Annotated in this window: 11 protein-coding genes; 6 read left to right on the top strand and 5 right to left on the bottom strand. The window is 51.3% G+C overall.

Annotated features, from left to right (window positions below):
* Positions 1–472 precede the first annotated feature (472 nt).
* The 3 genes from hemG to BZG84_RS14355 all read right to left on the bottom strand — a co-directional run bounded on the left by hemG (position 473) and on the right by BZG84_RS14355 (position 3,203).
* Positions 473–1,018, bottom strand: a complete 546-nt coding sequence (gene hemG, locus BZG84_RS14365; RefSeq protein ID WP_077480207.1) for a menaquinone-dependent protoporphyrinogen IX dehydrogenase — start codon at positions 1,016–1,018, stop codon at positions 473–475.
* Positions 1,019–1,039: 21 nt separating this feature from the next.
* Entirely contained in the window at positions 1,040–2,497 is a 1,458-nt protein-coding gene (locus BZG84_RS14360; protein WP_069586516.1) for a TrkH family potassium uptake protein, read from the bottom strand.
* 67 nt (positions 2,498–2,564) lie between these two features.
* Entirely contained in the window at positions 2,565–3,203 is a 639-nt protein-coding gene (locus BZG84_RS14355) for a YigZ family protein (RefSeq protein WP_077480206.1), read from the bottom strand.
* A 209-nt stretch (positions 3,204–3,412) separates the two neighbouring features.
* Between BZG84_RS14355 and fadB the strand changes: the two genes are divergently transcribed.
* The 3 genes from fadB to acuI all read left to right on the top strand — a co-directional run bounded on the left by fadB (position 3,413) and on the right by acuI (position 7,919).
* Positions 3,413–5,590: a fatty acid oxidation complex subunit alpha FadB gene (gene fadB, locus BZG84_RS14350; protein WP_077678377.1), complete on the top strand. Its 2,178-nt coding sequence runs from the start codon at positions 3,413–3,415 to the stop codon at positions 5,588–5,590.
* Positions 5,591–5,606: 16 nt separating this feature from the next.
* Positions 5,607–6,770 (top strand): acetyl-CoA C-acyltransferase FadA, encoded by a 1,164-nt coding sequence (gene fadA, locus BZG84_RS14345; RefSeq protein WP_077480204.1) that lies wholly within the window; start codon positions 5,607–5,609, stop codon positions 6,768–6,770.
* Between the two features lie 156 nt (positions 6,771–6,926).
* On the top strand, positions 6,927–7,919 hold the full coding sequence (gene acuI, locus BZG84_RS14340; RefSeq protein WP_077678376.1) for an acrylyl-CoA reductase (NADPH): 993 nt from the start codon (positions 6,927–6,929) through the stop codon (positions 7,917–7,919).
* 130 nt (positions 7,920–8,049) lie between these two features.
* Here acuI and BZG84_RS14335 read toward each other — a convergent pair whose 3' ends face one another.
* Complete coding sequence (locus BZG84_RS14335) at positions 8,050–8,253, bottom strand: hypothetical protein (protein ID WP_077480202.1); 204 nt, start codon at positions 8,251–8,253, stop codon at positions 8,050–8,052.
* 121 nt (positions 8,254–8,374) lie between these two features.
* Between BZG84_RS14335 and tusA the strand changes: the two genes are divergently transcribed.
* Positions 8,375–8,623, top strand: coding sequence for a sulfurtransferase TusA (gene tusA, locus BZG84_RS14330; protein WP_069586522.1), 249 nt, complete (start codon positions 8,375–8,377; stop codon positions 8,621–8,623).
* 33 nt (positions 8,624–8,656) lie between these two features.
* Here the strand turns inward: tusA and BZG84_RS14325 are convergent, their stop codons facing one another.
* Complete coding sequence (locus tag BZG84_RS14325) at positions 8,657–9,217, bottom strand: TMEM165/GDT1 family protein (protein WP_077480201.1); 561 nt, start codon at positions 9,215–9,217, stop codon at positions 8,657–8,659.
* A gap of 376 nt (positions 9,218–9,593) precedes the next feature.
* On the opposite strand from BZG84_RS14325, the gene glyQ reads away from it, so the two are divergent.
* Together glyQ and glyS are read left to right on the top strand one after the other, a co-directional pair.
* Positions 9,594–10,505 carry a glycine--tRNA ligase subunit alpha gene (glyQ, locus tag BZG84_RS14320; protein WP_046074837.1) on the top strand — a complete coding sequence of 304 codons (912 nt, stop codon included), beginning with the start codon at positions 9,594–9,596 and terminating at the stop codon, positions 10,503–10,505.
* 9 nt (positions 10,506–10,514) lie between these two features.
* Complete coding sequence (gene glyS / locus BZG84_RS14315; RefSeq protein WP_077480200.1) at positions 10,515–12,584, top strand: glycine--tRNA ligase subunit beta; 2,070 nt, start codon at positions 10,515–10,517, stop codon at positions 12,582–12,584.
* Positions 12,585–12,835: the final 251 nt, after the last annotated feature.

Raw genomic sequence — 12,835 nt, 5'->3', positions numbered from 1 at the left:
ACTGTGCCGAACAACTATAAAAGTTGTCGTTTGGTCACTCAGTTCATCGAATAAATCTTTTTGTCTATTCTCAACGAGTGCCCACACAGATTGCATAGGTCAAATTGTTAAAGAGCGTTGACTTGCGAAGCGTTGCTTCGCTCGGTCAGGGCTGCGTATATTACTCGCCTTGCCGATGAAGTCAAGAAGAAATTTTATATTTTTGTTGATGCCAACCGGCTAAAACAAAACCTCTTTTTGACTTCCCTAACGCGTTGTCGGCGTTAAGTAGGTGGGCTATCTTAATCATTTAAAAACTTACGTCAAGCGTTTATTTTTATTTGATTTTTTGCCCCGACATGGCCGCTGAGCGCTTGCCCTGTGTGCCGTGTCGATGGAGGCGCATTATAGAGAAGTTGCTCACCTTGGCAAGAGGGAAAAGCGACTTTTTTTAGAAAAAGCCGCCGTTCGGTCAAACAATCAGCGTTATGGCCTAAAAGCGGGCAAATTGCTCGCTGAATTCCGCCACTTTACGCCAATCCGTGTATTCCACTTCCTTGGTCGTGTCCGTTTCCCCACCCGTAATATGCATGATAAAGCGAATCATCACTCGATCGAACCATTTATAGCGCGGGTAGTAGAGTGCGCCCGCAAACACACCATGCAGTTCAGGGGTCCACGGTGACTTCTCGATAAACTTACGGCTATAAGCGCTGGTCTCTGGTGTGTCTTTGCCCGGTTTACGCGCAGTGAGATTGACACTAAAGAATGCAGCTTTCGCCGCTTTGAGCTGTTCAACATGCGTATTGATAAATTGGTACAGCTTTTTATTAAAGTGGCCATATCGGATAGACGCGCCAATCAGCACGCGATCATAATCACTGAGATCGACCTGAGGAAGCTGATGAATATCCTTTATCTCACACTCCGCCGACTCACCCAGCTGCTTCTCGATAAAATGCAGGATCTTCTTGGTCTGCCCTTCTCGGCTAGAGTGCAGTAGTAAGACCTTTTGCGTTGCATCCTGTTGCGCGCTCATGTTCTCTCCTTCCCCATTCGGCTAGCTGCGCCAGAATGTGGGCGTAAATAAAACCAATAACGTGAATATCTCTAAACGGCCAAAAAGCATCGCGAGGATCAATACCCATTTGGCCGTATCATTAATATCACCAAAGTGAGCGGCCACTTCTCCGAGTCCCGGTCCTAAGTTATTGAGGGTCGCAGCAACGGCAGAAAAAGCGGTTAATTCTTCAATCCCCGTCGCAATTAAGGCCAACATGCAAATGACAAAGACCAGCGCGTAAGCCGAGAAGAATCCCCATACGGCATCGACCACTTGTTGCCTTAGCGCCTTATTCCCGACTTTGATGGTATAGACCGCGCGAGGGTGCACTAGCCGTTTTAGCTCCCGTGTTCCTTGCAGAGATAGCAGCAGAATACGGATCACCTTCATCCCGCCACCAGTTGAGCCAGCACAGCCACCAATAAACGATGAAAACAAGAGTAAGACTGGAAGGAACAACGGCCAATGGGCGAACGTCGTCGTGGTATAGCCAGCAGTGGTCGAGATAGAGACAGACTGAAACAAGGCTTGGGTTAATGTCTCTGTCGGACCGTCGTACACTTGGTGCCCGCTTAGCATGGTAAAGACCACCAGCCATAACAAGAACTGAATCACCAAAAAGGCGCGAAACTCAGGGTCACGGAGATAAAATTTAATGTTCAGACCATTATTGGCAAACGCGGCAAAATGCAACGAGAAATTACATGCAGAGATGAGCAGAAAGACAACCGTGATCAGGTTGATGGCGGTGCTATCAAAATGTCCGATACTGGCATCATGGGTCGAAAAGCCCCCAATCGCTACAGTCGAAAAACTGTGCCCAATTGCATCAAAGGCTGACATACCGGCTAGCCAATAGGCCAACGCACAGCTCACGGTCAAGGTCAGATAAATGTACCAAAGCACCTTGGCTGTCTCAGCTATTCGCGGTGTCATCTTGGTATCTTTGACAGGACCAGGGATTTCTGCTCGATAAAGCTGCATTCCCCCGATACCGAGCACAGGCAGAATTGCCACCGCTAACACAATGATCCCCATGCCGCCGAGCCATTGTAGCAATTGACGATAAAACAAAATCGCTTTGGGAAGCTCATCCAACCCCACAATCACGGTTGCACCCGTTGTGGTTAAGCCTGAAAAAGATTCAAAAAAGGCTTCGCTGACGGAGAGATCGGGTTGCTCCGAGAGTATCAAGGGTACCGCGCCCGCGCTGCCAATCACCGTCCAAAACAAGACTACAATCAAAAAGCCGTCACGGGCTTTTAGCTCATGTTTATTGCGACGGTTTGGAAACCATAGTAACCCACCGCCGGCAAGCAATAGAAAGAAGGTCAGTACAAAAGGATAACCTGCACCGTCTCGATATATAAACGCGACCAGCGCTGGTGCGAGCATCGTAATGCTAAACAGGGCCAGTAATAAGCCGACGATGCGGGTGATGGAACGAAATTGCATAGCCTGACGTGGCCCTCTTATCGGCGACAGTATTCAACTGACGTCTCGTCGTTACACGTAAAGCAGGCTAGGTGCCTGACGTTGATTCATTTTCCAGCGGAGACACATGGGCCTGACCGCGGGTCTGGTTTTTTAATGCTTCTAGAAAATCTGCGACAAATCGTGCGTCAATACGCACGGTTAATCGCACATTATGACTGAATTCTGCATCAAGCTGAACGCCGTGGTATTGCTTGAGTAAGGATTCAATTGTATCAATGTGAGCATATTCACAGCTTAAGACGTAAGGAACCGTGACAGCGATTTCTCGCGTTTCCATCATCGCCAACGCTTGTTGCACACTACTTCCGTATGCTTTCACCAAGCCACCAGTACCCAGCTTTACCCCACCGAAGTACCGCACCACCACCGCGCAAATTTCACCGACATTCGCACCAGAAAGCTGCGCGAGCATGGGCTTACCCGCCGTACCTGCAGGTTCACCATCATCGCCACATCCCCACTGTACTGAGGATTCAGGCCGACCCGCGACGAATGCCCAACAGTGATGACGTGCATCTGGATAAGTCTCACGGAGTGATTGAATAAATTGTTTGGCGTCTTCTTCTCCTTGCGTATGAGCAAGGTAGGTAATGAAGCGACTTTTCTTTATCTCCTGCTCACAGCGGACTGTTTGAGCAGGAACCCGATAGGGAGTGATGGACATACACAGCTCGACCCAATACTTTTCCCCGTCAGTCTACCATAGCCCATCAGAGAATAACGCAGTGTAAAGCTTCTACTCACACCACATATTTTAAACATTCGTTTAACTTTTGGTTGTCATTTATTATAACAATGATCCACACTAGGTCGCATCTGGTCTAACCAGAACACTCTTCAACCAGGATGGTACTGCCAACGTGGAGAACGACCATGATCTACCAAGGAGATAACCTTTCAGTTCGTGCATTGGATAACGGCATTGCAGAACTGACGCTGGACAGCCAAGGTTCTGTCAACAAACTGGATCTTGCAACGCTAGAAAGCTTAAACGAAGCGCTGGAAGCGCTTGCGGGCCAAGACATTAAAGGCTTACTACTCACCTCAGCCAAATCAGCCTTTATTGTAGGCGCGGATATCACAGAATTTCTCGGCCTGTTTGCCAAGCCAGATCAGGAACTGTCTGACTGGGTGGCGCGTGCTAACGCTATTTTTAACCGCTTGGAAGACCTACCTTTCCCAACAATCAGTGCCATTAACGGCCATGCTCTTGGCGGTGGTTGTGAGTGCGTACTCGCCACTGACTTACGCGTGGCGAGCACTGACGCCCGTATTGGCCTACCTGAAACCAAACTAGGTATTATGCCGGGCTTTGGGGGGACTGTTCGTTTGCCACGTCTTGTTGGCGCGGATACCGCAATGGAGCTGATTACCGCAGGAAAAGATAAGCGCGCCAGTGCTGCGCTGAAAGAAGGGCTGGTCGACGCAGTGGTAGAGAGCGACAAACTGCGTGATGCCGCGATAGCCATGCTTACTCAAGCCATTGAAGGCAAGATTGATTGGCAAACTCGCCGCCGTCAAAAACAACAACCTTTAGCCCTTAATCGTACCGAAGCGGCGATGAGCTTTACCATGGCCAAAGGCATGGTCGCTCAGGTTGCTGGTAAGCATTACCCCGCCCCGATGGCGGCCGTAAAGGCGATTGAAGAAGCCGCAAGCCTTGGACGTGATGAGGCGCTTGAGGTTGAGAACCGTTACTTTGTTAAATTGGCCAAGACTGACGTTGCCAAAGCCCTCGTAGGTATTTTCCTCAATGACCAAGTCATTAAGGGCAATGCAAAGAAAGCTGCCAAACAAGGTAAAGATACGCAGCGTGGAGCAGTGCTCGGCGCAGGCATCATGGGCGGTGGTATCGCATATCAATCAGCGCTGAAAGGCGTGCCGGTAATGATGAAAGACATCGCGCCCCAGTCATTGGAACTGGGCATGACGGAAGCGACCAAGTTGTTGAATAAGCAACTTAGCCGCGGTCGCATTGATGGCTTTAAAATGGGCCAAGTGCTGTCGTCAATCACCCCAAGCCTCCACTATGCGGGCATTGAGCATAGCGATGTCGTGGTCGAGGCTGTAGTCGAGAACCCGAAAATCAAAGCGAGCGTGCTCAAAGAAGTCGAAGCGCTAGTCAGTGACGACACGGTCATTGCGTCCAACACCTCTACCATTCCAATTAACACCCTCGCCAAGTCTTTGGCCCGCCCAGAAAACTTCTGTGGCATGCACTTCTTTAACCCGGTTCATCGCATGCCATTAGTGGAAGTGATTCGTGGCGAGAAAACCTCTGATGAAACTATCGCACGCGTGGTGGCTTACGCCGCCAAGATGGGTAAGTCGCCCGTGGTCGTCAACGACTGCCCCGGCTTTTTCGTCAACCGCGTATTGTTCCCCTACTTCCATGCCTTTAGCTTGCTACTGCGTGACGGAGTGGACTTCCAGCGCATTGACAAAATCATGGAAAAACAATTTGGCTGGCCTATGGGCCCTGCTTATCTGCTTGATGTGGTTGGTATCGATACCGCACATCATGCTCAGGCAGTGATGGCAGAAGGCTTCCCAGACCGTATGAGTAAATCTGGCCGTGATGCCATTGATGTGATGTATGAGGCCGAGCGCTTTGGTCAGAAAAATGGCAAAGGCTTCTATCGCTACACCACAGACAAAAAAGGCAAGCCGAAAAAAGAAGCCGATGAAGCAGTCCCTGCGTTGCTCGCCCCCGTGATTGAAGGTGGTCAAGCAGAGATCAGTGACGAGGATATTATCGCTCGTATGATGGTGCCGATGATCAACGAAGTCGCCCGCTGCTTAGAAGAAAACATCATTGCCTCTCCGGCAGAAGCAGACATTGCTTTGGTTTACGGTATCGGCTTCCCTCCATTCCGAGGTGGTGCCTTCCGCTACGTGGATACCTTGGGTGTCGAAAACTATGTCGCCATGGCAGAAAAGTTTGCGGATCTCGGTGCCTTGTATCACGTCCCCGCTGATATGAAACGTCGAGCTGGCGACGAACAGGCTTATTTTGATGTTACACCGGTCAACGCACCGCAATCAGCCTAAGTTTAAGGAGAGAACAATGAACAATGTAGTGATCGTTGACTGTATCCGTACCCCCATGGGCCGTTCGAAAGGCGGTGTATTTCGCAACGTCCGCGCTGAAGATCTATCCGCGCATCTGATGAAATCTCTGCTGGCACGCAACCCTGCGGTAGAAAGCACCAGCATCGAAGACATCTACTGGGGCTGTGTACAGCAAACGCTCGAGCAAGGTTTTAATATTGCCCGTAATGCGGCACTCCTTGCTGGCATTCCACATAGCGTGGGTGCAACCACCGTCAACCGCCTGTGTGGCTCGTCGATGCAGGCTCTCCATGACGCCGCCCGTGCCATTATGGTTGGCGATGGCGATACCTTTTTAATTGGCGGTGTGGAGCACATGGGCCATGTTCCCATGAACCATGGCGTCGACTTCCACCCAGGGCTGTCAAAATCCGTCGCCAAAGCCGCCGGTATGATGGGACTGACCGCAGAAATGCTTGGCCGTATGCACGGCATTAGCCGTGAAATGCAAGATGAGTTTGCGGCGCGCTCCCATGCCCGTGCGCACGCCGCTACCGTTGAAGGCCGCTTTAAAGACGAGATTGCGCCGATTGAAGGCCACGATGCCGATGGCCTGCTCACCTTGGTGGAAAATGATGAAGTGATTCGTCCAGATACCACCGTAGAGAGCCTCGCCGGTTTGCGTCCCGCCTTTGATCCGGCAAACGGCACAGTGACAGCAGGTACTTCATCGGCCCTTTCCGATGGTGCGGCAGCAATGCTAGTGATGAGCGAAGAGAAAGCCAAAGCGCTAGGCCTGCCAATTCGTGCTCGCATCCGCGCGATGGGCGTTGCAGGTTGTGACCCATCCATCATGGGCTATGGCCCGGTCCCAGCGACCAAAAAAGCGCTCAAACGTGCGGGCCTAAGCATCGATGACATTGACTTGGTCGAACTGAATGAGGCATTTGCTGCCCAGTCTTTGCCTTGTGTGAAAGATCTCGGCCTGATGGATAAAATGGATGAAAAGGTTAACCTCAATGGTGGTGCCATTGCGTTAGGACATCCATTAGGGTGTTCAGGCGCACGCATCTCGACCACCTTGTTACATCAAATGGAGCGTCAAGATGCGACAATAGGCTTGGCAACCATGTGTATTGGCTTAGGCCAAGGGATTGCCACCGTGTTCGAGCGCGTGTAATGCCTTCCTTGTGACCATGAAAGAGCGGTGTTTACCGCTCTTTTTTTTTGGTTGCGTCTAACGGCGTTCAATCGCATAGTGATTGATGTAACGCAAGTGGTTGCTTATTCGCACGGCCTAGTATGGCCGCTCACTTATTCCAACCGGGAGAATGCCATGTTTAACGCGCTTGTCCTCGAACAACACGAAAAACAAACCCTCGCGAAGATCACCTCACTCGATGACGATTTGCTGCCTGATGGTAATGTCACCATCAATGTTGATTTCAGCTCCCTCAATTATAAAGACGGCCTAGCCATCACCGGCAAAGGTAAGATTGTTCGCCAATTCCCCATGGTGCCGGGGATAGACTTTGCGGGCACGGTTGCCGATAGCCAGCATCCTGATTATATGCCCGGAGACAAAGTAGTACTGACTGGCTGGGGCGTCGGAGAGTCACACTGGGGTGGCATGGCAGAGAAAGCGCGTGTTAATGGCGACTGGCTCGTTCCCCTTCCTGAGGGGCTCACTGCGCAACAAGCAATGATGGTAGGTACCGCTGGGTTTACCGCCATGTTATGTGTGCAAGCCTTAATCGATGGCGGCGTAAAACCTGAAGATGGTCCTGTGTTAGTCACCGGCGCGAGTGGCGGTGTTGGCTCTGTCGCGGTCACTTTATTACATGCTTTAGGCTATCGCGTCAGTGCCGTCACAGGCCGACTTGAAGCCAACCAAGCGTGGCTTAAACAACTAGGCGCTGACGACGTACTACCGCGTGAGTCCTTTAGCGCACCCGGTCGCCCTCTGGACAAGCAACAGTGGGCTGGCGCAATTGATACCGTAGGCAGTCAAATGCTTGCCAATGTCCTCTCACAAATACAGTACGGGGGCACAGTTGCCGCATGTGGCCTTGCCGGCGGTTTTGATTTACCCGCAACTGTGATGCCGTTTATTTTGCGCAATGTGCGATTGCAAGGTGTTGACTCCGTTTCTTGCCCGAAAGCGCAACGTCAAGCTGCGTGGCAGTCACTCACCAAACTGCTCCCAGCCAGTTACTTTGAACAGGCATGCCACACTATCGCACTGGCGCAAACCCCAGAGTATGCGGATAAAATTATTCAGGGCGAGGTGAAAGGCCGCGTGGTTATTGATATTGCTCACCAAGGCTAATCCACGCAAAAAGGCCAATCTTTGTAAGAGGTTGGCTTTTTTTGGTGACGTACAGACAAAAAAAATCCCGCTCCGAAAGCGGGGAAGCCCAAGAAAACTGGGAGTGAGTGTAGCTGTTGAGTGAGTTAGCCTAGTCAGGCTGCGAACGTGGTGTCGAAGTGGCTAAGGTTTCTACCAATAGCCCCAGCGCTGCAGCGCAAATTGCTAGTGTTGCCAAGAGAGTGTGCTCATGACTATGCGTTAACCCCAAAAAAGCGAGTCCACTCAGCCCTGTGTAAGCAGCGATACGGTGTCCATAAGCTAAGCCCAATTTGCCCGTTTGTGCTTTTCTCATGACCTCGCCTTTCGTTAACTACTTGTTAATTAATCTACACATTCTTTTTACAAACACAACCCTGTTTGAATAATTCCTCGCCATAAGTATGATCAGACCGACATTTTTCGAGGTATTTAACATGACTGCCCCTTTTGACCATGCCGATCTCCAACTTGATGCCATAGGCCTACGTTGCCCCGAGCCCGTAATGATGGTGCGTAAGCGTATCCGCCATATGGATGACGGTCAGACCTTACTGATCACCGCGGATGATCCCTCCACCACGCGTGATATCCCGAGTTTTTGTCGCTTTATGGACCATACCCTGGTCGCAGCCCAAACAGAGACCGTGCCGTTTCAATTTTTGATCAAAAAAGGGCTGGCATAACGCCGACCCTTACTCATTCATCATTGTCCTGCGCTAACTCAGTAGATACCAGGTATCAAGGACAGCCAACGCCGCAAACATGGCTGCGGCGAGCGCCCGTACCACCGCAAATGGCACATGACGCTGAATTCTATCACCCGCCAGCACCACGGGGACATTGGCCAACAACATGCCAATGGTTGACCCTATCACCACCACCCAAAGCGCATCATTAAACTGGGCGCCCAATGCTGTGGTTGCGATCTGAGTTTTATCGCCAATTTCTGCAACAAAAAAAGCACTGAAGCTCGCCCAAAACGCACTTTTACCCTGAATACCTTCTTCCTCGAGCTTGTCAGGGATCAGCATCCATACCGCCATCACGCTAAAACTGATGATCAAAACAATATGCAATACGGTATCGGTCAGTATATCGGCAGCGACCACCCCGAGCCAGGCGGCAATGGCGTGGTTGACTAACGTCGCCACGAAAATAGCAAAGATAATCACCGCGGGTTTACGAAAACGTGTCGCTAACGCCAGCGATAGTAGTTGGGTTTTATCCCCGATTTCCGCCAAAGTGACGGTGGAGATAGAAATAGCAAGAACGCTCATGACATTGCTCATCCGGGGCAGGGCTTATTATGATTCAACCACGACAACACACACGCCCCACCCCGGTTCGTGCGATTGTCGTTGGTCTCGTCAAGCCCAGAGCACCTAATGGCAGGCTTGCAATCACCATGAAGATTTTGCTTCAACTGTGTTGATGATTGCCCCACTGACTGTGCAGTGGTCGACTACTCCCCAAGACGGCGCTAGTGTACGATTTGAACAATCACTTGGCAACTTCTATTCCTCCTCCCTCTGTACGCAGAAAATAAGCGAATCAAAGGCGCACAAAAATCCGCCAGCCCCCTACTGCTTGAGCGCGCTGCGAGTTATAATTGCCAGCTATTTTCTCCATTCATCAACTCGCGCGAACCTGACAATGCATAAATTCGATATCAAAACCTTTCAGGGTATGATCCTCGCGCTGCAGGATTATTGGGCCCAGCAAGGCTGCACCATTGTTCAGCCGCTAGACATGGAAGTGGGTGCAGGTACCTCCCACCCAATGACATGCTTGCGTGCACTTGGTCCAGAGCCCATTGCAGCGGCTTACGTTCAACCTTCTCGTCGTCCTACCGATGGGCGTTATGGCGAGAACCCGAACCGTCTGCAGCACTACTACCAGTTTCAAACCATCCTGAAACCGTCACCCGATAACATTCAAGAGCTGTATTTAGGCTCGCTGCGTGTGCTGGGTATTGATCCAGAAGTCCACGACATTCGCTTTGTGGAAGATAACTGGGAAAACCCAACGCTTGGCGCTTGGGGCCTCGGCTGGGAAGTCTGGCTGAACGGGATGGAGATCACCCAGTTTACCTACTTCCAGCAAGTCGGCGGATTGGAATGTAAACCGGTCACTGGTGAGATTACCTACGGTATCGAACGTCTGGCGATGTACATTCAAGAAGTCGATTCTGTGTATGATCTGGTTTGGACCGATGGCCCATTTGGCAAAGTCACCTACGGCGATATTTTCCACCAAAACGAAGTGGAGCAATCGACCTACAACTTTGAACACGCTGATGTTGATTTTCTGTTCCGCTACTTTGACCAGTGCGAAGCCGAAAGTACCAAGCTACTGGATCTCGAGCAGCCGCTCCCTTTGCCTGCTTACGAACAGATCCTAAAAGCCGGTCATGCGTTCAACCTGCTGGATGCGCGTAAAGCCATCTCAGTGACTGAACGTCAACGCTATATTCTGCGCATTCGCACACTGACTAAACGTGTCGCCGAAGCCTACTACGCATCTCGCGAAGCGCTGGGCTTCCCGATGTGCCGACACACCAAATAAGGGAGCATCATGGCAACGCAAAATTTCCTGATTGAGCTCGGCACTGAAGAGCTACCACCCACAGCCTTGCGCACCTTGGCTGAAGCTTTTGCCAGCCAATTCGACGCACAATTGAAAGACGCTGATCTGAGCCACCAAGGGATTACTTGGTACGCCTCCCCGCGTCGCTTAGCACTTAAAGTGGCGGCGTTGAGCGATCGCCAGCCAGATAAAGTGGTTGAGAAACGCGGACCTGCGGTCAGCGCCGCCTTTGACGCAGATGGCAACCCCACCAAAGCGGCCATGGGTTGGGCGCGCGGTAACGGGATTGACGTGAGCGAGGCCGAGCGCCTAAAAACCGATAAAGGTGAATGGTTGCTGTATCGTCAACACGTACCCGGTCAAGCCATCGACGCCTTATTGCCGGTACTGGCCGACAACGCCCTGAGCAAACTGCCTATTCCTAAACCCATGCGCTGGGGTGACAAAGACACCCAGTTTATCCGCCCAGTGAAAACCTTGGTGATGCTGTATGGGGACACCTTGATTGAAGGCACCATCCTTGGCGTGGCGTCCAATCGCGTGATTCGCGGTCACCGCTTTATGGGTGAATCGAGCTTAACGCTGGATCATGCCGACCAATACCCAGAGCGTCTTGAGCGTGAAGGTAAGGTCATGGCCGATTATGAAAAGCGTAAGGCATTGATTATTAAAGATGCCAAAGCAGCAGCTGCCGCGGTTGGTGGGATGGCTGAGCTGGATGAAGACTTGGTTGAAGAAGTCACCTCACTGGTGGAATGGCCAGTGGTACTGACGGCCTCTTTTGAGGACAAGTTCCTTAAAGTGCCATCAGAAGCGCTGGTGTACACCATGAAAGGCGACCAAAAGTACTTCCCTGTCTATGACGCTAACGGCGAGCTACTGCCCAAGTTCATCTTCGTATCTAACATTGAATCGAAAGATCCGGCGCAGGTTATCTCAGGGAATGAAAAAGTCGTGCGTCCTCGCCTCGCGGATGCTGAGTTCTTCTTTGATACTGACCGCAAGCGCCCATTGATTGATCGCCTGCCAGAGCTAGATAGCGCGGTATTCCAAAAGCAATTGGGTACCATCAAAGATAAAACCGATCGCATTACTGCACTCGCAGGACAGATTGCAGAGCGTATCGGCGCCGACAAGTCACACACTGAGCGCGCAGGCCAACTGGCTAAGTGTGATCTCATGACCTCGATGGTGTTTGAATTCACTGAAACCCAAGGCGTGATGGGCATGCACTATGCGCGTCATGATGGCGAGCCTGAAGCCGTAGCGCTGGCACTGAATGAGCAATACTGGCCGCGCTTCGCCGGTGATAAGCTACCTACCACACCGGTCTCCTCAGCACTCGCGATGGCTGACAAAATGGATACCATCGTGGGCATCTTTGGTATTGGTCAAGCACCTAAAGGCAGCGACCCCTTCGCCCTGCGTCGTGCCGCGTTAGGCGTTCTACGTATTATCGTCGAGAACGGCTATCAGCTTGATCTTGTCGACCTCATCCGTGATGCCAAAGCTCAGTACGATGACCGTCTGACTCACAAAGAGGTAGAGGCGGATGTCCTCGACTTTATGCTAGGTCGTTTCCGCGCTTGGTACCAAGATATGGGCTATAGCGTGGATATCATCCAAGCGGTGTTGGCACGTCGTCCAACCAAGCCTGCAGACTTTGACAGCCGCGTGAAAGCGGTGTCGCACTTCCGCAGTCTTGAAGAAGCCGAAGCACTCGCCGCGGCCAACAAGCGTGTAGGCAATATCTTGGCCAAGTATGACGGCGAGCTCCCTAGCAGCGTCGATACAAGCTTGCTACAAGAAGACGCTGAAAAAGCATTGGCGGACGTGGTCGCTGAGAAAGTCGCTGCGGTTAAACCTTTATTTGCTGACAGCGATTATCAAGGCGCGTTGACCGAGCTGGCGCAATTGCGCACACCGGTTGATACCTTCTTTGATAACGTGATGGTCATGGCAGACGATCCTGCACTGAAAGCCAACCGTTTGGCGATGCTTCACCTTATCCGTGAGCAGTTCCTCAACGTGGCAGATATTTCTGTTCTACAGAAGTAATTATCAGCAAAACACGACTCAGCCCCGCTATGACGCGGGGCTTTTTTATTGCATCAAGGTGTATCTACTCTTAACGCCTCACCCGTGATTATCTCTCTCCCTATCCAATCCATCGAGAGATTGTCGACGCACCCTCATGGTTTCACGTGGAACAATCAGCGCCTAAATCACTGCTGCAATGGTTCCGTCAAGGTGTACCGATAACGTAACAAGTCCGTCAATCGCACGCCCTATTGATTATCCAATAACGA

Source organism: Salinivibrio sp. PR932, assembly GCF_001996125.1.
GTDB lineage: Bacteria > Pseudomonadota > Gammaproteobacteria > Enterobacterales > Vibrionaceae > Salinivibrio > Salinivibrio proteolyticus.
The sequence above is the reverse complement of the archived record's forward strand: the minus strand, read 5'-3'. Positions and strand labels throughout refer to the sequence as shown.

Coding starts and splice junctions, on each gene's coding strand:
- hemG (WP_077480207.1), bottom strand. CDS start 1,018: ATGAGCGCGCAACAGGATGCAACGCAAAAGGTCTTACTACTGCACTCT.
- BZG84_RS14360 (WP_069586516.1), bottom strand. CDS start 2,497: ATGCAATTTCGTTCCATCACCCGCATCGTCGGCTTATTACTGGCCCTG.
- BZG84_RS14355 (WP_077480206.1), bottom strand. CDS start 3,203: ATGTCCATCACTCCCTATCGGGTTCCTGCTCAAACAGTCCGCTGTGAG.
- fadB (WP_077678377.1), top strand. CDS start 3,413: ATGATCTACCAAGGAGATAACCTTTCAGTTCGTGCATTGGATAACGGC.
- fadA (WP_077480204.1), top strand. CDS start 5,607: ATGAACAATGTAGTGATCGTTGACTGTATCCGTACCCCCATGGGCCGT.
- acuI (WP_077678376.1), top strand. CDS start 6,927: ATGTTTAACGCGCTTGTCCTCGAACAACACGAAAAACAAACCCTCGCG.
- BZG84_RS14335 (WP_077480202.1), bottom strand. CDS start 8,253: ATGAGAAAAGCACAAACGGGCAAATTGGGCTTAGCTTATGGACACCGT.
- tusA (WP_069586522.1), top strand. CDS start 8,375: ATGACTGCCCCTTTTGACCATGCCGATCTCCAACTTGATGCCATAGGC.
- BZG84_RS14325 (WP_077480201.1), bottom strand. CDS start 9,217: ATGAGCGTTCTTGCTATTTCTATCTCCACCGTCACTTTGGCGGAAATC.
- glyQ (WP_046074837.1), top strand. CDS start 9,594: ATGCATAAATTCGATATCAAAACCTTTCAGGGTATGATCCTCGCGCTG.
- glyS (WP_077480200.1), top strand. CDS start 10,515: ATGGCAACGCAAAATTTCCTGATTGAGCTCGGCACTGAAGAGCTACCA.